Origin of the sequence: Aerophototrophica crusticola (assembly GCF_012913305.1) — a bacterium.
Lineage (GTDB): Bacteria > Pseudomonadota > Alphaproteobacteria > Azospirillales > Azospirillaceae > Niveispirillum > Niveispirillum crusticola.
Genome location: NZ_CP051775.1, coordinates 1,988,375 through 2,010,405 on the forward strand (window position 1 = coordinate 1,988,375; position 22,031 = coordinate 2,010,405).

Consider the following 22,031-nt stretch of genomic DNA (forward strand, 5'->3'; position numbering starts at 1 on the left):
GCAGGGCGCCTAATCCGACCTACGACGACATCAGTTCCGCAGCGGCTTGCCGGTCTCCAGCATGTGCTCGATGCGGTCGATGGTGCCCTTGGTCTTCACCAGGGCCATGAAGTGCTTCCGCTCCAGCTCCAACAGGTCGTCCTCGCTGACCTCCACCGTTATGTCGGTGTCGCCACCGCTCAGCACCGTGGCGACAGCGCCAGACACCACCACGTCGTGGGGCGTGGCCTTGCCCTGGGCGGCGAAGCCCTCCACCGCGTTCTCCAGGGCCGCGCGGGCACCCGGGCCGGGCAGGCGGATTTTCACCTCCTCCGGCGGCGTGTAGCCCGCGGCCACCAGCTCCAGCGCCTTCTTCTTGGCGTCGGCCAGCAGCCGGTCCTTGTTGAAGGTGATGCCGTCGGCCGGCCGCAGCACCAGCATGTCACGCGCCTCGAAGGCGGACTTCGCCACCTTGGCGGTGGAGATCATCTCGAAGGCGGTGGCGATGGGGGGCATGGGGCCGCCCGGCCGCTTCTTGTTGATGGTGTGGCGGAAGACCATCTCCTTGCAGCCGCCCCAGCCCGGCAGCAGGCCGACGCCGACCTCCACCAGACCGGTATACAGCTCCGCGTGCGCCTGGATCGCGCTGGAGTGCAGCAGGATCTCGCAGCCGCCGCCCAACGCCATGCCCGACGGGGCGGACACGGTGGGGAACGGGGCGTACTTCAGGGCCTTGTAGGTCTGCTGCCCATCGGCGACCGACTGCTCCACCTGCGGCCACAGGCCGATGTTCAGGGCGAACAGGGCGAGGCCGAGGTTGGCGCCGACGGAGAAGTTGGACGCCTCGTTGTGGACCACCAGGGCCTTGAACGAGCCGGACTTGCCGTCGCCGATGATCTCCATGGACTTGCGGATCATCGCCATGATGTCCGCGTCCAGGGCGTTCATCTTGGAGGTGAACTCCAGGCAAAGCACGCCGTCGCCGATGTCCCACAGGCTGGCGGAGCCGTTCTTCGCCACCGGCTTGGACCCGCGCTTCACGTCCGACAGCAGCAGCACGCCCTCCGGCCGGACCACGTCATGGTAGTCGCCGTCGGTGCCCAGGAACTGCAGCTTCGCCCCTTCGGTCCGGTAGAAGGACCGGCCGGCGGCCAGCTTCACCATGTGGGGGACGGGCTTGCCCTCGGCGGCCAGCATCTCGGCGAACCAGCCGGTGCCGAGCTGGTCGATCATCTCGAACGGCCCGAACTTCCAGTTGTAGCCAAGGCGCATGGCCTCATCCACCGACTGCACGTCGTCGGCGATCTGGGGCACCAGGTCGGCGGCGTAGGACAGGCTCTGGCTCAGCACGCGCCAAGCGTACTGGCCGCCCTTGTCCTTGGTCTCCACCAGGGCGCGCAGGCCCTTGGCATTGGCCGACTCCAGCGAGGCGCGGCCGGACTTGCGGTACTCACCGGTCCGCAGGTCGATGGCCTCACGCAGGCGCTTGCCGTCCGGCAGCTTGGTCTGGCGGTAGAAGCCGCCCTTGCCCTTGCGGCCGGTATAGCCCTCGGCGATCATCTTCGCCGCCAGCGGGTTGTCCCGGTAGATGCGGCGATAATCGTCGTCCTGCGGCAGGGTGGACAGCAGCGACTTGGAGATCAGCGGCATCAGGTCCAGGCCGACCAGGTCGATCAGCCCGAAGGTGCCGGTCTTCGGCAGGCCCATGGGCTTGCCGGAGATGGCGTCCGCCTCCTCCACCGTCAGCCCGCCGTCGATGGCCTCGTTGACGGCGGCCTGCATGAAGTAGGTGCCGATGCGGTTGGCGATGAAGCCCGGCGTGTCCTTGCAGCGGACGACACCCTTGCCCAGCACCACGTCGCAGAAGGCGCTGACCGCCTGGAAGGCGTCGTCGCGCGTCTTCTCACCCTTCACCACCTCCAGCAGCCGCATGTAGCGCGGCGGGTTGAAGAAGTGGGTGATCATGAAGTCGGCGGCGAACCGTTCGCTCTGCCCCTGGAGCAGGATGTTCAGCGGGATGGTGGAGGTGTTGGACGACACCACCGAACCGGCCTTACGCACCCCGTCCAGCTTCTTGTAGAGGTCGGCCTTGATGGCCGGGTTCTCGACGATGGCCTCGACGATCCAGTCGACGTCGGCCAGCTTGGGCAAGTCATCTTCCAGGTTGCCCGGCGTGACCAGGCTGGCGGCCTTCTTGTGCATGAAGGGTGCCGGGTCGGTCTTCAGCATCTTCTCGATGGCGGTCTTGGCCACCACCGAGCGGTCGCCCCCATTGTCCTTCACGGACTGGGGGACGATGTCCAACAGCATGACGGGAATGCCGGCGTTGGCGATGTGGGCGGCGATGCCGCTGCCCATCACGCCCGAGCCGATCACGGCGCAGGATTTGATCTGCATGGGTCTATCCTCCCCTACCGGCCGGCTCAGACCGCCTCGAGCACGGTGGCGATGCCCTGGCCGCCGCCGATGCACTGGGTGGTCAGCGCCAGGGCCTTGCCCTCACGCTGCAGCAGGCTGGCGGCCTTGCCGGTGATGCGGGCACCGGTGGCGCCCAGCGGGTGGCCCAGCGCGATGGCGCCGCCGTCGATGTTCACCTTGGCGGGGTCGAAGCCCAGCTCCTTCGCCACGGTCATGGACTGCACGGCGAAGGCCTCGTTGCTCTCCACGATGTCCAGGTCGGCGACGGTGATGCCGGCGCGGGCCAGGGCCTTCCTGGAGGCGGGCACCGGGCCGTAGCCCATGATGGTGGCGTCACAGCCGGACACGGCGATGGAGCGGATGCGGGCCATCACCTTCAGCCCGTGGGCCCGGGCGAAGTCCTCCGAGGTCACCAGCACGGCGGACGCGCCGTCGGTCAGGGGGGAGGAGGTGCCGGCGGTCACGGTGCCGGCGGCGTCAAAGGCGGGCTTCAGGGTGGACAGGCCCTCCGGCGTGGTGTCCGGGCGGATGCAGCCGTCCTGGTTGACCAGCTTGCCCTGGGTCTCGATGCCGACGATCTCCGCCTCCAGCTTGCCGGCGGCGCGGGCGGCCGCGGCCTTGCGGTGGGACTCGGCGGCATAGGCCTCCTGGTCGGCGCGGCTGAAGCCGAACTTCTTGGCCAGGTTCTCGGCGGTGATGCCCATGGACATGTAGGCGCCGGGGTTGGCGGCGGCCAGGGCGGGGTTCAGGGACGGGTTGAAGCCGCCCATGGGCACGCGGGTCATGCTCTCGATGCCGGCGCAGATGAACGCCTCACCGGCGCCCAGCGCGATGGCGCCGGCGGCCTGGTGGATGGCCTGCATGGAGCTGCCGCAGAAGCGGTTCACGGTGGTGCCGGCCACGGACTGGGGCAGGCCGGCGATCATGCCGATCAGCTTGGCGACGTTGAAGCCCTGCTCACCCTCGGGGAAGGCGCAGCCGACGATCAGGTCCTCGATCTCCTTCGGGTCCACGCCGGTGCGCTGCACCAGCGCCTTGACCACCGCGGCGGCCAGATCGTCCGGGCGGACCCGGGTCAGCTCGCCCTTGTTGGCGAGGTGGAAGGGGGAACGGGCATAACCGGCAATGACGACGTTCTTCATCGACTGAGCACTCCTCGCCTGGTGGACTTGCTGCCCGGGTGGGCCCGGGACGTTCACGGAACTGTTTGACCCTTAAGGTATCGGATCGTCAGGCCCTCCGCCCGCTCATTCCGACTCCGGGTCGACACCCTGGTGCTTGAGGTGCGAGACGATCTGGTCGTCGATGTCCCGCAGCTCCCGCAGGGTCTGCTGCACGTCGCGGAGCTGCTGCTCCAGCTGGCGGATGCGGTCGCGCGCCAGCCCGTGCATGTATCGCATCTGCTCGACCTGGGCCTCGTCGGCGTCGTACAGGTCGAGGAAATCCTTGATGTCGCCGATGGAGAAGCCGAGCCGCTTTCCGCGGCAGATCAGCTTCAGCCGCGCCCGGTCCCGGCGGGAATAGATGCGGCTCTGCCCGGCGCGGGCGGGGCGGATCAGCCCCTCATCCTCATAGAAGCGCAGGGTGCGCAGGGTCAGGCCGAATTCCTCGGCCAGCTCGCCGATGGTGTAGGTGCGGCCTTCCTTGCCGGTCGCCTGCGGCTCAGCCCCGTCCAGCATCGCCATCCCCTCCCCCGACACCAGGCCGGCCGATGGCCGCCTATTTCCCCGCGCCACATAGTGGCTTACGTTTACGTAAAGGTAATTGCAGCTTACGTGCACGTCAAGGGGTTTCTGTCCCGGCCGCGTGCCACCCCATTGGGAGCGCCCATCCCCGACCGGCGCCCACTGTTCGGGCGCAGAGCCATTCTACCCCCTATGACTTTGGTAAAAGCTCCTCGGCCCGGCGTAGCACCAATTTCTGACCGGCCATCGCGTCGCACGGCATGGAATCCGCGTTACCCAGCAACTATTCATGCGTCGGGGGCGCCCGCTATCCCTGGCGTGCGCCGAGGCCGCCCGTCGGCCATCCCTTCCCCCCTTGGGATGGCCCGGCAACACCCCGCCCCTGGCACGAAGGACCCGGAGACCCCTGTTGCACGTAATCGTCGCCGAGGATGAAGCGCTGGTGGCCATGATGTTCGAGGCAGCCCTGTCGCAGGCCGGATACCGCGTCAGCCTCGCCCGCGACGGGCAGGAGGCGCTTGAACTCCTCGACCAGGACCCGGCGGACGCGGTGGTCACCGACCTGCGGATGCCGCGCATGGACGGGCGCGACCTGATCCTCCGCCTGCGCGCCAGGGACCCGGGCCTGCCGATCCTGGTGGTCACGGGCTATCAGGGGGACGCGGGCAACGTCGGCCGGGGGACCCGCTGGTCACCTTCTTCAGCAAGCCGGTCAGCCCCAAGAGCCTCGCCCACCACCTGGACCACGTGCTGAAGCGCGGCACGCGGCGGGGCGCCGGGCCCGAGGCCCCCCTGGGCGGCGCCGGCCATGGCTGACACGCGTCGGTCCCAGCCGGACGAAGGCCGCCCGGTCGAGCCGGGCCCGGACAAGGGTACGGCGGGCAACAACGACACGGGCCAGGGGCAACACTGGCGCAAGGGCGTCATCTCCAGGCCCGGCCTGGACGAGCGGGGCAGCATCTTCTTCGCCGCGGTGGAGATGACGCGCATGCCCATGATCGTCACCGACCCCAACCTGCCCGACAATCCCATCGTCTTCGCCAACGAGGCGTTCCTGGACCTGACCGGCTATGAGATGGAGGAGATCCAGGGGCGCAACTGCCGGTTCCTGCAAGGCGCCCGGACGGACCGGGAGACGGTGAACGAGATCCGGGAGGCGCTGGAGGCGCGCCGCGCCGTGTCGGTGGAGTTGCTGAACTATCGCCGCGACGGCACGCCCTTCTGGAACGCCCTGTTCATCGGCCCGATCTTCGACGAGTCGGGGACGCTGCGGTATTTCTTCGCCAGCCAGTTGGATGTCACCCGTCGCCGGGTGTCGGAACAGGCTTACCGCCAGGCCCAGAAGATGGAGGCCATCGGCCAGCTCACCGCCGGGCTGGCCCATGACTTCAACAACCTGCTCCAGGTAGTCTCCGGCAACCTGGAACTGGCGCTGGAACTGGACGGCCTGCCGCCTGAGGCGGGCCGCGCGGTGGAGAACGCGGACCGCGCCGCCCGCCAGGGCGCCAAGCTGACCCAGCAGTTGCTGGCCTTCGCCCGCAAGACGCGCCTGGACCCCCGCCCCACCAACCTGAACAGCCTGGTGGTGGAGTTCAGCGACATGCTGGACCGCACCCTGGGCGACCAGATCGAGCTGCGGCTGGACCTGAAACCGCGCCTGCCCGAATGCACGGTGGACCCCATCCATGTGGAGATGGCCCTGCTGAACGTGCTGATCAACGCGCGGGACGCCCTGCCCGGGGGCGGCAAGGTCACCATCTCCACCGGCAACCTGAAGCTGAATGGCGACGCCGCGGCCCACCAGCTCACCCCCGGCGACTATGTCTGGCTGGCGGTGAGGGACGAGGGTACGGGCATGTCGCCCGACGTGCTGGAACGGGCCATCGAGCCCTTCTTCAGCACCAAGGGACCCGGCAAGGGCACGGGCCTGGGCCTGTCCATGGTGCACGGTTTCCTGCAACAGTCCGGCGGCCGGCTGGAGTTGCAGAGCGAGGCGGGCAAGGGCACCACGGTGCGGATGGTCTTCCCCGTGCAGGCCGTGCGCTCCACCTGGCCCATGACCGTGCCCGACCACCCCCGGGAAGAGCAGGGCGGCGAGGAGACGATCCTGGTGGTGGACGACAGCGAGGACGTGCGCGGCATCACCGCCCACCAGCTCCAGGGCCTGGGCTACCGCGTCCTCACCGCGCCGTCGGGGGAGGAGGCGCTGAAGCTGCTGGAGGCGGGCGACCGGGTGGACCTGCTGTTCACCGATTTGGTCATGCCCGGCGGCATGAACGGGCTGGTGCTCATGGAAAAGGCCCGCGCCGTGCGGCCCGACCTGGGCGTGCTGCTCGCCACCGGCTACACGGAGGAACTGGTGGCGGAGGGGCCGCGCACCCCCGCCATGGACGTGCTGGGCAAGCCTTACCGCCGGTCCGAGCTGGCCGACCGGGTCCGCGCCGCCCTGAACCGCGCCCACGCCCCACCCCAACCCGGCGCCCGCCGGGGCAAGCCGGTGCATGAGGCTTGAGATGACATCAAACCTTTACGGCAGACCATAGGTGCTCTGACCGTAAACCTTCCAATCATGCAAGGTGTCCTCCAGGCGGGACCGGATACGGGCAATTTCGGAGGCATTCCGGCCATCGATTTCAATAATTGCCGTACCCGGCCCTACCTCGACCAGCTGGACCTGCGGAAAATCCTCCAGAACTGAAGCCAACTCCGACTGGCTTTCCGAAACTGGCGCCGACGACGGCTTGGACCAGTTCTGAAGGATAAACCTGTCCGACATCGTCAAACCCTCGGTAGGCCATACCCCTCGTAATCGAAGCTGCCGAGGCCGACCTGCGTGGAGCGGCTCAGCACGGATTGGAGAATGGCGTGGGAGCGCTGCTCATCCCGTTTCGCGTTCAATATATTCAAGTTCCTGGACAGGACAACAGCCGCAAACCCGGCGACCGCAGGGGATGCCATGGAAGTGCCACTCATGGCACCAATTTCCCCGTTCGGAAGAGTCGAGACGATCCAGACACCGGGGCCGGTCAAATCGATCTGCGGGCCGATGTTGGAGAACGACGCGAGGAATATGTTTTGGTCCGATGATGCAAATGGGGAGCTCACAAAGGTTTGGCCCGTAGACCCTGGCGGGAACGTACCCACTCTTCCAATAGCCGACACAGCAATACAATTATGATGGGCAGCAGGATAACTCACAGGCCTTCTCTTATCATTGCCCGCAGCGGCTATACAAACAGAACCGTTTACCCAAGCATAGTTTACGGCATCTCTCACGCCATCATCTTTTGCAGCGCGCCCACCAAGACTCAGATTTATGATATCGCATCCATCTTCGACTGCCGCCCTGATCGCTTGAATAATGCTATAGTTACTGGCACCATCCGACATGTCTTTTGGAAAAACCCGATAGCTCCTGACCTTGGCCCCTGGCGCCACCCCGACCGGACCTGAACTTGGATCGCCCCCCGCACAAATAATCCCAGCCACATGCGTTCCGTGGGCACCCTTGTCCGTCGAGCATGCGCCCCAATCAAGGGGGTTCTCCCCCTGGACTGTGCATCGACCTCCGGTCACTCGACCCGCCAACCGGGAATGATTGCCGTCGACGCCACTGTCCACGACGGCAACGGTAACCCCTTCTCCTTTCGGCGAGCTTGCCGAGGATAGAGGTTCGGAAAAGTGCGTCCGCAGGAAATCGTTATAACCCGCCACCGCGGAGCCAGTCTCAGGGCTGCTGAAAAGGATCACAGGTGCTGACGCCACTTGCAATTGATACTTTGTAATTGGCACGAGCCTGAACGCGCCAGCTCGCAGTATACGCTCACCTTCTGCACTTAGCTTGACGAGTTTTGGGCCATCATCAAGAAAAGAGTCGATCACCTCTCCTAGTTCATAATCATCTTCCATTGAGTCTTTCATGAACGGAAGGCTAACATCCTCTCCACTTGACCATATGCGATTCTTTCCTGACGCTGATCTGAAATCACCGACAATATCTTTCAACCGAAGCACTTCATGACTTTGCGAAAGCGCTTTAATCGTCAGCGCCTCTGATGTTAAACCCTGTGCGGGCAGAACTACATAGAGCTTTGTACGGCGCTTGCTCATATCCACCTCACGAGTTTGAGTCTAGGGTTGTATGGCATACTAAACTATTTTCTTAGCCCCTTGTAAATGCCTGACTCTCTAAAGGTGTAGATATGACGTATGCGTTGTTAATGTCGCAAGGCCATTCAATCTCGATAGGGTTGCAGAAGAGGCTACGCAAAGCCTGTTGGACAAGGGAGTTTCCCGGCATCCGCTCCCGCGCCCCGGCCAGCAGGGCGAGTGCGTCCTCCCGCCGGCCCTGGGCGGCGAAGACCCGGGCCAGACCGATGGCCGCCTCCGCCCGGGACAGGTCGGCGGCCAGGGTGCGGGCATAGAGCAGGGCCGCCTCCGCCAGCCGCCCCGTGTCTAGCAGCAGCCCCGCCAGGTTCAGCCCGGCCTCCGCCAGGTCCGGACGGAGGGCCAGGGCGTTGCGGAAGCAGAACTCCGCCTCTTCCCACAGGCCGCGGTCGCGCAGGACGACGCCAAGGCTGTCATGGGCCTCGGCATAGGCGGGGCTGAGGTCCAGGGCGCGCCGGAAACAGGCCTCCGCCTCCGCCGACCGGCCCTGGCCGCGAAGGGCCGCGCCCAGGTGGTTGTGGCTGGCGGCGTCCCCTTCCTCCAAAGCCAGGGCCCGTCGGAACCGCGCCTCCGCTTCCGCATAGCGTCGGCGGGCCAACAGCAGCTTGGCCAGGCTGGCATGGTAAAGGGGCTCGTCCGGGTCGGCCGCCACGGCCCGCCCGAAATGCTCTTCGGCCTCCTCCGGCCGGTAGCAGCGCAGGGCGATCTGGCCCATCAGGTGCAGCGCCTCCGCGTCCGCCGGCGCCGCTTCCAGGGCGCTGCGGCAGGTCAGCTCCGCATCGGCCAGGAAACCGGCCATGAGCTGCTGGCGGGAAAGGCTGACGCACGCGGCGGCGAACGACATGGGCAGGCTCCATGCGGGGCACGTCCGGCCCCGCGGCGGGTTGTTCGGACGGGGAACAGCAACCGCCGTGCCAGGGAAAAAACCAGGGCTCCCGCGGCTTCCGCCCTTGACCCCGGTTGCCCCCGGGCAATTCATGCCGGGCGGAATGGGCAGGGCCTTCCCGCCTTGATGCCGCCACCGTCCGCTCCTACCCCTTCCGACAAGGGTCGCTCCCCCGCCCTTCCCATGACAGGCCCGCGATGAGACGACTGGCCGCCTTCCTGATTTCCCTGGTGGCCCTGGCCGCCACCCTCTGGTGGTTCCGGGTCCCCACGACCGTGGCCGTGCTGTGGGACATCGCCGACGGCCCCGCTGGGCGCGGCGGCCACCGGGGGCGGAGCCCGCGCGCTCAACGGTATCGGTTGACGTCTCCGGTCGCCCCCTGCCGGCCGATCTTTACGCCCCCGCGGACCCGGGTGGTGCGGGTTTGGTGCTGCTTCCCGGCCTCACCGCCCAGGGCAAGGCGGACGAACGGCTGGTGGATTTCGCGCTGAACTTGGCCCGGGCTGGGTTCACGGTGCTGGTCCCCGACCTGTCCGGCCGGGCCACCCTGTCCGCGGGCACGGCGGACGTGCCGGAAATCCTGGCCACCGTCGCGCATCTGTCCGACCGGCTCGGAGGGCGGCAGGTCGGGCTGGTGGGCATCTCCTACGCCGTCGGCCCCGCCATCCTGGCGGCGCTGGAGCCGGCGGGGCGGGAACGGGTGGCGACCCTGGTTTCCTTCGGCGGCTACCACGACCTGACCCACATGGTCGCCTGGGTCACCACCGGCCAGCGCCGCGGGCCGGACGGCGCCTGGATCAAGGGTTCGGTACCGGACCTGGCCGTCTGGTTCTTCGTCGCCGGCAATGTGCGCTTGCTGAACGACCCCATCGACCGCCACCTGCTGAATGAGATGGCCCGCCGCCGCTGGAACGACGCCACCGTTCCCGTGGGCGACCTTGCCGCCCGCTTGGGCCCGGAGGGGCAGGCCGTCTTCGCCCTGCTGACCAACCGCGACCCGGAGGCCGTGCCGTCCCTCATCGGCACCCTGCCGGAGCGCCTGCGCGCCGAGCTGGCGGCCCTGGACCTCTCGAAGCGGGACCTCAAGGCCCTGCCCGCCCGCCTGGTCCTGGTCCATGGCAAGGACGACCCCGTGATCCCCTGGACGGAGAGCGTGTCCCTCGCCGCCGCCACGGACCCCGCCCGCACCGACCTGTTCCTGATCGGCAAGATGGGCCACACGGAGGTGGGCGGCATCGGCCTGTCCGACGCCCTGGACCTGTGGCGCGCGATCAGCGCCGTGCTGGGGGAGCGGGAGCGGCTGGAGGAACAGACGGGCCCCAGAGCTTCTGGAACAGGCGCTGGCCGGTGAACAGCAGGATGCCGACGACTGCGCCATAGGCCGCGGAAGCGACAAAGAAGTCTGACGGCAACAGATACTTTTCACCCTCCGGTACGCCTCCTGAACTCAGGCCCCACAGAATGAAAGGCGTCAGGTATCCCGCGGCACCGGCCACCATCCCCGCAATTGGGGTCAGGAGCCATCCGCGTCGCCCCACCTGTCCCAACCTCCAGACGAACGCCGCGCAAAGGCCAGCAACTAAACTCGGGAACAGGACCATCGCCGCGAACGGAATGACCAAGGACTTCGGAGATGCGTCCCATTCCGCCTGGCTGAACAGCCAACCAAACAGGCCGAACGAGGCCAGGGCAGCAATCACTCCCGCCTGGAAAGCCCCTTGCCCCGGTCCCCTCATGCCCTGTTCTCCGCCCAAGCTCCCCCACACAGGCTGGAGCCACCGCCCTGCCCGTAAGTTCAAGTTATCAAGAATCACTTGAGTAGCCAAAGCGGGTCCCGATATAGGTCAGGGAAAGGGCGGTCACGCTGGAGGGCCCCCGTCAAATAAGGGAGGGATCGATGCCCGACGCGGCCACCTTGTCGCATCAGAAGACCACGCATGTCTGGGAGGCCGCCTACCCGCCCGGGGTGGACTGGCACGCCAGGATCCCGCAGCGCTCCATGGTCGAGCTGTTCGACGAGTCCGTGCGCCGCTTCGCCGACCGGCCCTGCATCGACTTCCTGGACAAGAAATACACCTACGCCCAGACGGGCGCCCTGGTGGACAAGGTCGCCAAGGGCCTCCAGGCCATGGGCGTGAAGAAGGGCGACAAGGTCGGCCTGTTCCTGCCCAACACGCCCTATTCCGTCATCATGTTCCACGGCATCCTGAAGGCCGGCGGCACCGTGGTGAACTTCAACCCGCTCTATGCCGAGCGGGAGATCCAGCACATGATCCAGGACGCCGAGGCGGACATCATGGTCACGCTGGACCTGAAGGTGGTCTACGACAAGCTGGCCAAGATGTTCGGGCAGAGCCGGCTGCGGACCATCATCGTCTGCCCCATGGCCAGCATCCTGCCCTTCCCGAAGAACCTGCTGTTCCCCTTCGTGAAGAAGGCGGAGATCGCGGACATCCCCCGCGACGACCGGCACGTCTTCTTCAAGGCGCTGACGTCCAACGACGGCCGCCCCGCCCCTGTCCCCGTGAACCCCACCGAGGACGTGGCCGTGCTGCAATACACCGGCGGCACTACCGGCGTGCCCAAGGGCGCCATGCTGACCCATGGCAACATCACCGCCAACACCTTCCAGGCCAACCTCTGGTTCACGGAGGCCAAGGACGGGGAGGAGCGCATGCTGGGCGTGCTGCCCCTGTTCCACGTCTTCGCCATGACCTGCGTGATGAACCTGACCCTGTCCAAGGGCGGGGAGATGGTGCTGCTGCCCCGGTTTGAGCTGGACCAGGTGCTGCAGACCATCCACAAGAAGCGGCCCACCCAGTTCCCGGCGGTGCCCACCATCTACACCGCCATCATCAACCACAAGGACCGGGACAAGTACGACCTGTCCTCCATCAAGCTCTGCAACTCCGGCGGCGCGCCCCTGCCGGTGGAGGTGAAGGCCAAGTTCGAGGGCATGACCGGCTGCTCCCTGGTGGAGGGCTACGGCCTGTCGGAGAGCGCGCCCATCGCCACCATCAACCCGCCGAGCAAGAGCAAGGCCGGCAGCATCGGCCAGCCCGTGCCGGGCACGGAGATCCGCATCATCAGCCTGGAAGACCGCAAGACGCCGGTCCCGCTGGGCGAGCGGGGCGAGATCTGCATCGTCGGCCCGCAGGTCATGAAGGGCTACTGGAACAAGCCCGAGGCGAGCGCCGAGACCCTGGCCGACGGCATGCTGCACACGGGCGACGTGGGCTACATGGATGAGGAGGGCTACATCTTCATCGTGGACCGGATCAAGGACATGATCCTGGCCGGCGGCTACAACGTCTACCCCCGCAACGTGGAAGAGGCCCTGTACCAGCACCCGGCGGTGGCCGAGTGCATCGTGCTGGGCGTGCCCGACCCCTACCGCGGCCAGACGGTGAAGGCCTACATCAAGCTGCGCGACGGCATGACCACCGACAAGGAGGACCTGAAGGCCTTCCTGGAGGACAAGCTGTCCCCCATCGAGCAGCCCAAGCTCTACGAGTTCCGCGACGAGCTGCCCAAGACCATGATCGGCAAACTGTCCCGCAAGGCCCTGCTGGACGAGCTGGAGGCGGAGAAGAAGAAGGCGGGGTGAAGGCCATGCGCGCGCCCCTCCTCGCCGTCCTCCTGACCCTCGGCCTGGTCTCCCCCGCCCTGGCATCCCCGGCCGACGAGTTCGTCGCCCGGCTGTCCGGCCTGTGCGGCAAGGCGTTCGAGGGCAAGGTGGTGGCTTCCAGCACCCCGAACGACCCCTTCACCGGCCAGCGGCTGGTGATGCATGTGCGGGAGTGTTCGGCGGACGAGGTCCGCATCCCCTTCCATGTGGGGGAGAACCGGTCGCGCACCTGGGTCATCACCCGCACCCCCACCGGCCTGCGCCTGAAGCACGACCACCGGCATGAGGACGGGTCGGAGGACAAGGTGACCCAGTATGGCGGCGACACCGTCGCCCCCGGCAGCGTCGGCCGGCAGGAATTCCCGGCCGACGCCTTCTCCAAGGAGATGTTCCGGCGGGAGAACCTGCCCCCCGGCGCCCAGGAGAATGTCTGGGCGGTGGAGGTTGAGCCGGGCAAGGCCTTCACCTATGAATTGTCCAGGCCGGGCCGCCTGTTCCGGGCGGAGTTCGACCTGACCAAACCCGTGGACCCGCCGCCCGCCCCCTGGGGTGCCAAGTAGGCCCGCGACACCTTCCCTCCCCACCCGTTCCCGAAGGCCCATCCCCGATGCCCAAGGTCGTCATCGCCGGCAGCATGAACATCGACATCCTGTCCACCATGCCCCGCGCCCCGCGGGCGGGTGAAACGGTGAACGGCGACACGGTGGCCTTCATGCCCGGCGGCAAGGGCCTGAACCAGGCGGTGGCCGCCGCCCAGCAGGGGGTGGAGGTGGCCTTCGTCGGCCGCCTGGGCCAGGACGCCTTCGGTGACCAGGTGGAGTCGTTTTTGCGGTCCAAGGGCATCGACACCGGCGGCATCGTCCGCACCACCACCTCCCCCACCGCCAACGCCATCATCTTCGTGGACAAGTCGGCGGAGAACTACATCGTCGTCATCCCCGCCGCGAACGCGGAGACGAGCCCGGAAGACGCGGCCAAGCTGGAGATCAACGCCGGCGACGTGGTGGTCAGCCAGTTCGAGATCCCCCGCCCGACCATCGCAGCCGTCTTCGCCCGCGCCCGCCAGGCCGGGGCCCGCACCGTGCTGAACGCCGCCCCGGCCCTGGACGACGCGCCGGAGTCCCTGTGGGCCGACACGGACATCCTGGTGGTGAACGAGACGGAGCTGGGCCACTTCGCCGGCACGGAAGTCAGCGGCGACGCCCCGGTGGCGGAGGTGGGCCGCGTCGCCCGCACCCTGCTGCGCCGCCCGGGCCAGACCATCATCGCCACCCTGGGCGTGCGCGGCGCCGTGGCCGTGACGGCGGAGACCGAGTTCCTGGTCCCCGGCCGCCCCGTGAAGGCGGTGGACACCACCGGGGCCGGCGACTGCTTCGTGGGCAGCCTGTGCGCCCGCCTGTCCGCTGGGGACGAGCTGGAAACCGCCATGCGCTATGCCAACGTGGCTGCCAGCATCAGCGTCACCCGCATCGGCACCGGCACCGCCATGCCGACGGCGGATGAGGTGCGGGGCGCGTTGGCGGGTTGAGCCCCGGCGGGCTCGCGCTGCCCGCCAAATTCCTTGCGACATCGGCGGGACCTTGCCCTTACATCCCGTAGGGAAAGCGTGCTATAGGCCGCGCAAACCGGCCAGGTGAGGGAGGGGCGGGCGGCCATGTCGCCGCCGCCGACACCGGAAAGGCCGGGCCCAACACCACTTGAAGGACGGTGTCGCGCTTCATGACGAACATCAGCATCCCCGCCGGCACGGGTCCGGCGGTTTCCGGCCGGACCATCGCCGGCCATCCGGCCGGGCTGGCCTTCCTGTTCATGACCGAGTTGTGGGAGCGTTTCTCCTACTACGGCATGCGTGCGCTTCTGGTCTATTACATGACCAAGCACCTGCTGATCCCGCAGGCCGAGGCCTCGAACATCTACGGCATCTATACCGCCCTGGTGTATTTCACCCCGCTGTTCGGCGGCATCCTGGCGGACCGGGTATTCGGCCAGCACAAGATGGTCCTGGCCGGCGGCATCCTGATGGCCCTCGGCCATTTCCTGATGGCGTGGGAAAGCCTGTTCTACGTCGCCCTGGGCTTCATCATCCTGGGCAACGGCGCCTTCAAGCCCAACATCTCCACCCAGGTCGGCAACCTCTACCCGGAGGGTGACCCGCGGCGGGACCGGGCCTTCTCCATCTTCTATGTCGGCATCAACATCGGCGCCTTCCTGGCCCCGCTGGTCTGCGGCTACCTGGGGGAGACGGTGGGCTGGCACTACGGCTTCGGCGCCGCGGGCGTGGGCATGGTGATCGGCCTGATCACCTACATCGCCGGCCGCAAGTACCTGCCCCCCGACAATCTGGCCCGTGAGAAGGCCGCCCATGTGGAGCACGAGCCCCTGCACAAGGGCGATTGGGAGGCGATCGGCGCGCTGATCCTGATCAGCTTCTTCACCATCTTCTTCTGGGCCACCTATGAGCAGCAGGGCAACACCATCGCCCTCTGGGCCGATACCAACACGGACCGGGTCATCGCGCTGGGCAGTTGGTCCTGGGAAGTGCCGGCCAGCTGGTTCCAGTCCGTCAACCCCTTCATGATCTTCGCCTTCACCCCCTTCATGGTGGCGCTCTGGGCCAACCAGTCGGCCAAGGGCCGGGAGCCGACGACGGTCAGCAAGATGGCCATCGGCTGCTTCCTGGTGGGCATCAGCTATCTGGTGATGATCGGCGCGGCCTGGGACTATGCCGCCAACGGCCCCACCAACATGCTGTGGCTGGTGGGCTTCCTGGCCATCCTGACCATCGGTGAGCTGTACCTGTCCCCCATCGGCCTGTCGCTGTTCAGCAAGGTGGCGCCCACCAAGTACGTGTCCCTGCTGTTCGGCGTCTGGTTCCTGTCCAGCTTCTTCGGCAACTACGCCGCGGGCTGGTTGGGGTCCTATTGGGAAGTCTGGTCGAAGGAGACGTTCTTCTTCGTCATGTTCCTGATCAGCGCCGGTGCCGGCCTGGGTATCCTGGTCTTCAACAAGCCGCTGAAGCGCATCATCGCCAGCCGTTCCGCCAGCGAGGCCCGCGGCGGCGCGCACTGACCACCGTCCCATCGCGCACGAACGACAACGCCGCCGGGGTGACCCCCGGCGGCGTTTCTGCTTCTGGAACTGCCCCCCCCCGGGACCTTATACCAGCCGCCGTTGATCGTGACCGATCAACGGCCCCTCAGGCGCCGGGCGCCGCCATCCGGCGGCTTGGCTCACGCGGGCATGAGCCCGCGGGCCGGCGGTCGCCGGCCTCCAAGCGCATGAGTCAAAAACTCATGCGCTTGGTATTACGGCTCGTGGCCGTCCGCCGTCAGGGTCTTCAGCCGGTTGCAGGGGTCGTCGGGGGTGCCGCGCAGCTCGTCCGCCACGGTGCCGGACCAAAGCTTGGTGCCGCTGGCATAGGCGGCGCGGCCGATCATGTGGCTGGCGATGGGGGTGCTGACCAGCAGGAAGGCGATGGCCGCCATGGCCCGGGTGACGGTGCCCACGTCGGGGAAGACAAGCGCCACGGCCAGCAGGACAAGGCCGCACCCCACCGTCCCCGCCTTGCTGGAGGCGTGCATGCGCAGGATGGCGTCCTGCAGCCGTACAACGCCGATGGCGGCCACCAGGCAGAACACCCCGCCGCCCACCAGCAGCAGCCCGGCCAGGACCTGGAGCAGGTCAGCGACGGTCATCGGAAATCTCCTCCTGTGCCCGGCGCTCCACATAGCGGGCATAGGCCACGGTGCCGAAGAAGGCCACCAGGGCCAGGGCGATGGCCGCGTCCACCAGCACCGGCTGGCCCATGTGCAGGGCCAGCAGCGCGATCAGCGCCACCGCCAGCACGCCGAACAGATCCACCGCCACGATGCGGTCCGGCAGGGTCGGCCCCTTGAGGATCCGGAAACAGGCCAGGACCGTCGCCAGCAGCACCAGCAGCAGGGCGATGTCGATGCAGGTGGCCAGGAAGGGGGACAGGGTCACCGCAGCACCTCCAGGATGCGACGCTCCATGGTTTCCTTCGTCTCGCGGCGCAGGGCGTCCACGTCGTCGGTGAACATGGAGTGGATGTAGAGGGTCTTCCGGTCGGGGGAGACGTCCAGGCTCAATGTCCCCGGCGTCAAGGTAATGCAGCAGGCCAGCAGGGTGATCTCGAAGTCCGTCCGCGCATCCAACGGGATGGCGACCACCGCGGGCGTGGGCTTCGGCCCGATGCCGACGACCGCCTTGGCCACCCGCACGCTGCTGACCCAGACTTCCTTCAGGAACCAGAGGGTGAAGGCGACGCTGCCCCACAGGGTGCGGAAATAGCGCTGCTCCGGGAACAGCCGCCGGGCCAGGTACAGCACGATGTGGGACAGGATGAAGCCGGCCACGAACCCAGCGCCGCTGAAGTCGCCGTTCACGGCCATCCAGGCCACGGCCAGCAGGATGTTCATGACGAGCAGGATCATGGCGCGCCCCCCTGCCCCGGTGCCGCGGGTGTGACGGGCAGTTCGCCCACCATGGTGGGCTGCGGCGCCGGGGCACCCAGCACCGCCTCGATATAGGGGGCGGGGTCCAGCAGGCCCAGCGCCGCCCGTCCGGCCAGGTCCATCACCGGCTCCGGCCAGACGCCGATGGTGACGGTCACCAGCGACAGGGCGACCAGCGGCGCCACCAAGGCGACCCGCCGCCCGGGGGAGAAGCCGCCCAGCCCCGCGAGGTCCCCCGCCGGATGGGCCTTCCAGACTACCTCGGCCCAGATGCGGCCGGCCAGCATCATGGTCAGCAGGGCGGTGACCAGGGCGGCCGCCACGATCCACCAGGACTGGGCGGCCAGGCCCGCCTGCACCAGCACAAGCTTGGACCAGAAGCCAGACAGGGGCGGGAACCCGGCGAGCGAGCCCAAGGGCACGAACATCACCAACGCCAGGATGGGCGCCGACCTGAACAGCCCGCCCATGCCCTCGTACCGGCTGCTGCCCGACAGGCGGCGGGCCACGCCGGCGCCCAGGAACAGGTTGGTCTTCACCACGATGTCATGGACCAGGTAGAAGACCACGCCCGCGATGGCCAGCGGCGTGTAAAGCGCCAAGCCCATGACCATGTAACCGATATGCGCCACCACCTGCCAGGACAGGGCCTTGCGCAGATCCTTGGTGGCCAGGGACCCCAACGCCCCCGCCACCAGGGTGAAGCCGGCGATCCACAGCAGGATGCCGCCATGGGTCCAGCCCGTGTCGCCCACGAAGATCAGGGTGAAGGTGCGCAGCAGGGCATAGACGCCCACCTTGGTCAGCAACCCGGCGAAGATGGCCTGCACCGCCACGGCGGGGGTGTGGTAGCTGGCGGGCAGCCAGAAGAACAGCGGGAACACCGCCGCCTTCATGCCGAAGGCGATGATGAACAGCACGGCCACGGTGGTCACCGTGCCCTGGTTCTGCACCTGGGGCACCAGCCGGGCCAACTCCGCCATGTTCAGCGTGCCGGTCAGGCCGTACAGCAGCACCACCGCCAGCAGCAGGGCCGCCGTGGCGATCAGGTTCAGGGCGGCGTACTTGATGGCGCCGTCCAACTGTTCCTTCGTGCCGCCCAGGGCCAGGAGGACGAAGCTGGAGATCAGCATCGCCTCGAACCAGACATACATGTTGAACAGGTCGCCGGTGACGAAGGCCCCACCCACGCCCACCAGCAGGGCATGGAAGACGGGGTGGAAGCCGTTCCGTTCCCGCACCGGGTCGATGTCGCCCAGGCTGTAGGCCGCCACGGCCACGGCCATGATGGCGGTGACCAGCACCATGATGGCGGTCAGGGTGTCGGCCACCAGGGTGATGCCGAAGGGCGCCTTCCAACCGCCCATCTGCATGACCTGCACGCCCCCGGCCACCTGCGCCAGCAGGCCGATGGCGCACAACAGCAGGGCCACGGCCCCGGCGAGGGAGATGCCGCGCTGGGCCGGGATGCTTCTCCAGGCCAGGGCGCAGAGGGCCGCCGTGGACAGCGGGACCAGGATGGGGGCGGCGACCAGCCAGCTCATCACGCCGTCTCCCGGCCATGCTTACGCGCCCGCGCCGCGGCTTCCAGGGCGGGCGTGGTCTCCACCGGCTCGGCCACGCGCAGGGCGTCGCCGTCGATGGTGCCCATGTCCTGCCAGCCCCGGTAGACCAGCACCAGGGCGAAGGCCAGCAGGCTGAAGCCGATGACGATGGCCGTCAGGATCAGCGCCTGGGGCAACGGGTTGGCATAGGTGCCTTCCAGCACCTTGTCCGCCCCCTGGATCAGGGGCGGCACGCCATAATCCAGCCCGCCCGCCAGGAAGATGGACAGGTTGACGGCGTTGGACAGGATGATCACGCCGAAGAGCAGCCGCAGCAGGTTGCGCGACAGCAGCATGTAGACGGCCCCGGTCACCAGGCCCCCGATGGTGAAGGCGAGCACCACCTCCATCACAGCTCCTCCATCAAGCCGCGGACCATGGCCAAGATGCCGCCGATCACCACCAGGTAGACGCCGATGTCGAACAGCACCGGCGTGCCGATGGCGAAGCCCTTCTCACCCGTTTCGGTGTAGCTGATGTACCAGCGGCTGGCCATGTAGGGGTCGGCCAGCAACCCTCCCTGCCCTACCACGGCGAACAGGCCGGAGACGATGGCCAGCGCCAGCCCGGCGCCCAGGATGGTCTTCGGATCGGCGGGCAGCATGCGCCGCATCTCCGCCACGCCAAAGGACAGGGCCACCAGGCTGTAGGCGACGGCGGCGATCAGCCCGCCGATGAAGCCGCCGCCGGGCTCGTTATGGCCGCGCCACAGGATGAACAGGCTGAACAGCACCATCAGGGCCAGCAGCAGGCGGGTTCCGGTGCGCAGGATCAGGGAATGCATCTCAGTCCGCCTCCCCCGTCATGGGCTTGCCGGGGTCCAGGCGCGGGGCGGCCGCGTCCTCCTCCGGCTTTGGCGCGTTGCGGGCCTTCAGCAGGGCCAGCACGCCCAGGCCCGCCATGGCCACCACGGTGATCTCCCCCAACGTGTCGAATCCGCGGAAATCCACGATGATCACGTTCACCACGTTGCGCCCGTACGCCTCCACATAGGACGCGGCGGCGAAGTAGTCCGACAGGTGGGGCGACAGGGGCTGGGCCGTGACGGACAGCAGGATCGCCGTCGTCACCCCGCCCGCTGCAACGGCGACCACCAGCTTCACCAGCCGGGTGGCGGCGTCCGTCCGCTCCGACGGGCCGAACTTGGGCAGCTTGGCCAGGACCAGGACGATGATGATGACGGTCAGCGTCTCCACCATCAGCTGGGTGATGCCCACGTCGGGCGCGCTGTAGGCCAGGAAGAACAGGGCCACGGCCAAGCCACTGATGCTCAGCGCCGTCACCGCCGCCAGCCGTGACGTGGCGAGCATGGCGCCGAAGGTGCCCAGCAGCATCAGGAAGCAGAGGAACCAGCCCAGCGGCTCCGCCCACCCCTCGGCCTTGGGCATGGCGAAGCCGCCGCGCAGCAGCAGGGTGATGCCCGGCAGGGCGAACATCACGGCGATGGTCAGCAGCATGTAGCGGCTGAGCCGGCCGGCCTGGAGCAGGTTGGTCACCGCCCGGGCCAGGGCATCCACCCCGGCCAGCACATGGTCCCAGGCCGCGTCGAAGTTCACGCGGCTCGCCCGCGCCAACCCGCCCAGGGCCGCGGTCACGCCGCGCAGGCCCAGGAACAACGCGGCACCCAGCGCCACCGTCACGGCGGACAGGCCCAGGGCGGGCGTCAGGCCATGCCAGAGGTGCAGGTCCACCGTCTTCGCCGTGCCCGCCACGGCAGAGGTGACGGCCCCCATCAGCGGGGCCGGCAGGCTGCCGAACAGGCCGAAGGCCAGGCCAAGGCTCGCCAGCACGGCGGGGCCGATCCACAGGGAGGGGGAGCCCTCATGCGCGTGCTCCGCCGCCTGGCTGGGCTTGCCCAGGAAGGGCTTCACGAAGACCAGCCCGGCGGCGCCCAGCATGGTGGCGTTGGCAAGCACCATCCCCACCAGGACGAAGGTGCCCGTACTCCCGGCTTCCAGCATGCCTTCATACATCAGCTCCTTGCCCAGGAAGCCGAAGAAGGGCGGCAGGCCGGCCATGGACAGGCTGGCCAGCAGGATGAACAGGCCCGTCAGCCGCATCTTGGGCCACAGGCCGGACAGTTGGTTGACGTCGCGGGTGCCGGTGCCGTGGTCCACGGCGCCCGCACCCATGAAGAGGGCGCCCTTGTACAGGCTGTGCGCCAGCAGGAAGACGGCGAAGCCCTTCAGCGCATACTCCGTCCCCAGCCCCACCAGCATGGTCAGGGTGCCCAGCGCCATCAGGGTCGTGTAGGCCAGCACCTTCTTCAGGTCGGTGGAGCGCAGGGCCATCAGCCCGCCCCAGACCGCGGTGACGGTGCCGAAGGCGGCCAGCGTGTAGGTCCACACCTCCGTCCCGCCCAGGGTGGGGTTCAGCCGGGCCACCAGATAGACGCCGGCCTTCACCATGGTGGCGCTGTGCAGGTAGGCGCTGACGGGGGTCGGCGCGTCCATGGCGTTGGGCAGCCAGAAATGGAACGGCACCTGGGCGGACTTGGTAAAGGCGCCCAACAGGATCAGCACCAGGATCGGCAGGTACAGGGCATGGGCGCGGAAATCGATGCCCGACGCCTCCATGGCCGTCAGCCGCCACCCCTCCCCCACCAGCCCCATCAGCACCAGCCCCGCCAGCAGGGCCAGGCCGCCAAGGGACGTCACCACCAGCGCCTGCACGGCGGACCGGCGGCTGCGCCCGTCCTCATGGTTGAAGCCGATCAACAGGAAACTGGTGACGCTGGTCAGCTCCCAGAAGACAAACAGGCTGATCACGTCGTCCGCCAGGACGAGGCCCAGCATGGAGCCCATGAAGGCCAGCAGGAACAGGTAGAACCGGCCCTGGTGCTCGTGCCCGTGCAGGTACCCGCCGGCATAGGCCGTGATGAAGGTGCCGATGCCCGTCACCAGCAGTGCGAACAGCAGGGACAACCCGTCCAGCCGGAAAGCCAGCTCCACGCCCAAGGCCGGGACCCAGGGGACCACCTGCAGCACCGTCTCCCCGCCCGACACGGGGCCCAAGAACTGGGCGAACCAGACGGTCACGCCCGCGGGCACCAGGGCCAGCAGCCAATGGGAAAAGGCCGGCAACAGCCGGTGCAGTGTCGGCGCGATGGCCGCTGCCAGGAAAATGACCAGCACCGCGGCCAGCATCCGCCCCGTCCCTCCCCTAGCGTCCCAATAGAACCGGCTGCAC

19 protein-coding genes are annotated in these 22,031 nt (G+C 67.7%); 7 read left to right on the plus strand and 12 right to left on the minus strand.

All coding sequences use genetic code 11. The features are described 5' to 3' along the window. Window positions 1–30: 30 nt before the first annotated feature. The 3 genes from HHL28_RS09665 to HHL28_RS09675 all read right to left on the minus strand — a co-directional run bounded on the left by HHL28_RS09665 (window position 31) and on the right by HHL28_RS09675 (window position 4,082). Window positions 31–2,376, minus strand: a complete 2,346-nt coding sequence (locus HHL28_RS09665; RefSeq protein ID WP_075768632.1) for a 3-hydroxyacyl-CoA dehydrogenase/enoyl-CoA hydratase family protein — start codon at window positions 2,374–2,376, stop codon at window positions 31–33. A gap of 26 nt (window positions 2,377–2,402) precedes the next feature. Further along, window positions 2,403–3,539, minus strand: coding sequence for a thiolase family protein (locus HHL28_RS09670; RefSeq protein WP_075768631.1), 1,137 nt, complete (start codon window positions 3,537–3,539; stop codon window positions 2,403–2,405). 105 nt (window positions 3,540–3,644) lie between these two features. Further along, the gene (locus HHL28_RS09675) at window positions 3,645–4,082 is read right to left on the minus strand and encodes a MerR family transcriptional regulator (protein ID WP_169655064.1); all 438 of its coding nucleotides are present in this window, start codon (window positions 4,080–4,082) and stop codon (window positions 3,645–3,647) included. A 409-nt stretch (window positions 4,083–4,491) separates the two neighbouring features. Between HHL28_RS09675 and HHL28_RS09680 the strand changes: the two genes are divergently transcribed. Together HHL28_RS09680 and HHL28_RS09685 are read left to right on the plus strand one after the other, a co-directional pair. After that, window positions 4,492–4,836: a response regulator gene (locus HHL28_RS09680; RefSeq protein ID WP_169655066.1), complete on the plus strand. Its 345-nt coding sequence runs from the start codon at window positions 4,492–4,494 to the stop codon at window positions 4,834–4,836. 54 nt (window positions 4,837–4,890) lie between these two features. Further along, complete coding sequence (locus tag HHL28_RS09685; protein ID WP_075768628.1) at window positions 4,891–6,594, plus strand: histidine kinase famiy protein; 1,704 nt, start codon at window positions 4,891–4,893, stop codon at window positions 6,592–6,594. 266 nt (window positions 6,595–6,860) lie between these two features. Here HHL28_RS09685 and HHL28_RS09690 read toward each other — a convergent pair whose 3' ends face one another. Together HHL28_RS09690 and HHL28_RS09695 are read right to left on the minus strand one after the other, a co-directional pair. Next, the gene (locus tag HHL28_RS09690) at window positions 6,861–8,192 is read right to left on the minus strand and encodes a S8 family peptidase (RefSeq protein ID WP_083698710.1); all 1,332 of its coding nucleotides are present in this window, start codon (window positions 8,190–8,192) and stop codon (window positions 6,861–6,863) included. 52 nt (window positions 8,193–8,244) lie between these two features. Then, window positions 8,245–9,093 carry a tetratricopeptide repeat protein gene (locus tag HHL28_RS09695; RefSeq protein WP_075768625.1) on the minus strand — a complete coding sequence of 283 codons (849 nt, stop codon included), beginning with the start codon at window positions 9,091–9,093 and terminating at the stop codon, window positions 8,245–8,247. 469 nt (window positions 9,094–9,562) lie between these two features. Between HHL28_RS09695 and HHL28_RS09700 the strand changes: the two genes are divergently transcribed. The 5 genes from HHL28_RS09700 to HHL28_RS09720 all read left to right on the plus strand — a co-directional run bounded on the left by HHL28_RS09700 (window position 9,563) and on the right by HHL28_RS09720 (window position 15,832). Beyond that, window positions 9,563–10,486, plus strand: a complete 924-nt coding sequence (locus HHL28_RS09700) for an alpha/beta hydrolase family protein (protein WP_169655068.1) — start codon at window positions 9,563–9,565, stop codon at window positions 10,484–10,486. 546 nt (window positions 10,487–11,032) lie between these two features. Beyond that, window positions 11,033–12,742, plus strand: a complete 1,710-nt coding sequence (locus HHL28_RS09705) for a long-chain-fatty-acid--CoA ligase (RefSeq protein ID WP_075768623.1) — start codon at window positions 11,033–11,035, stop codon at window positions 12,740–12,742. Window positions 12,743–12,747: 5 nt separating this feature from the next. Then, a complete protein-coding gene (locus HHL28_RS09710) occupies window positions 12,748–13,323 on the plus strand; it encodes a hypothetical protein (RefSeq protein ID WP_075769136.1) in 576 nt (191 codons plus the stop codon). A gap of 47 nt (window positions 13,324–13,370) precedes the next feature. After that, entirely contained in the window at window positions 13,371–14,291 is a 921-nt protein-coding gene (locus HHL28_RS09715) for a ribokinase (RefSeq protein ID WP_075768622.1), read from the plus strand. Between the two features lie 191 nt (window positions 14,292–14,482). Further along, a complete protein-coding gene (locus tag HHL28_RS09720) occupies window positions 14,483–15,832 on the plus strand; it encodes a peptide MFS transporter (protein WP_075768621.1) in 1,350 nt (449 codons plus the stop codon). A gap of 236 nt (window positions 15,833–16,068) precedes the next feature. Here HHL28_RS09720 and mnhG read toward each other — a convergent pair whose 3' ends face one another. Genes mnhG through HHL28_RS09755 form a run of 7 tightly spaced genes read right to left on the minus strand, consistent with a single transcriptional unit; the run spans window position 16,069 to window position 21,988 of the window. Beyond that, window positions 16,069–16,458, minus strand: a complete 390-nt coding sequence (gene mnhG, locus HHL28_RS09725; protein WP_083698708.1) for a monovalent cation/H(+) antiporter subunit G — start codon at window positions 16,456–16,458, stop codon at window positions 16,069–16,071. Beyond that, the gene (locus HHL28_RS09730; RefSeq protein WP_404325490.1) at window positions 16,445–16,747 is read right to left on the minus strand and encodes a monovalent cation/H+ antiporter complex subunit F; all 303 of its coding nucleotides are present in this window, start codon (window positions 16,745–16,747) and stop codon (window positions 16,445–16,447) included. The genes mnhG and HHL28_RS09730 overlap by 14 nt, the downstream gene beginning before the upstream one ends. Next, entirely contained in the window at window positions 16,744–17,217 is a 474-nt protein-coding gene (locus tag HHL28_RS09735; protein ID WP_075768620.1) for a Na+/H+ antiporter subunit E, read from the minus strand. Before HHL28_RS09735 ends, HHL28_RS09730 begins: the two co-directional genes overlap by 4 nt. Next, on the minus strand, window positions 17,214–18,782 hold the full coding sequence (locus tag HHL28_RS09740) for a proton-conducting transporter transmembrane domain-containing protein (protein WP_075768619.1): 1,569 nt from the start codon (window positions 18,780–18,782) through the stop codon (window positions 17,214–17,216). Before HHL28_RS09740 ends, HHL28_RS09735 begins: the two co-directional genes overlap by 4 nt. Further along, window positions 18,782–19,192 (minus strand): Na+/H+ antiporter subunit C, encoded by a 411-nt coding sequence (locus tag HHL28_RS09745; RefSeq protein WP_075768618.1) that lies wholly within the window; start codon window positions 19,190–19,192, stop codon window positions 18,782–18,784. The genes HHL28_RS09740 and HHL28_RS09745 overlap by 1 nt, the downstream gene beginning before the upstream one ends. Then, on the minus strand, window positions 19,192–19,626 hold the full coding sequence (locus HHL28_RS09750; protein WP_075768617.1) for an MnhB domain-containing protein: 435 nt from the start codon (window positions 19,624–19,626) through the stop codon (window positions 19,192–19,194). Before HHL28_RS09750 ends, HHL28_RS09745 begins: the two co-directional genes overlap by 1 nt. Window position 19,627: 1 nt before the next feature. After that, window positions 19,628–21,988: a putative monovalent cation/H+ antiporter subunit A gene (locus HHL28_RS09755; RefSeq protein WP_075768616.1), complete on the minus strand. Its 2,361-nt coding sequence runs from the start codon at window positions 21,986–21,988 to the stop codon at window positions 19,628–19,630. Window positions 21,989–22,031: the final 43 nt, after the last annotated feature.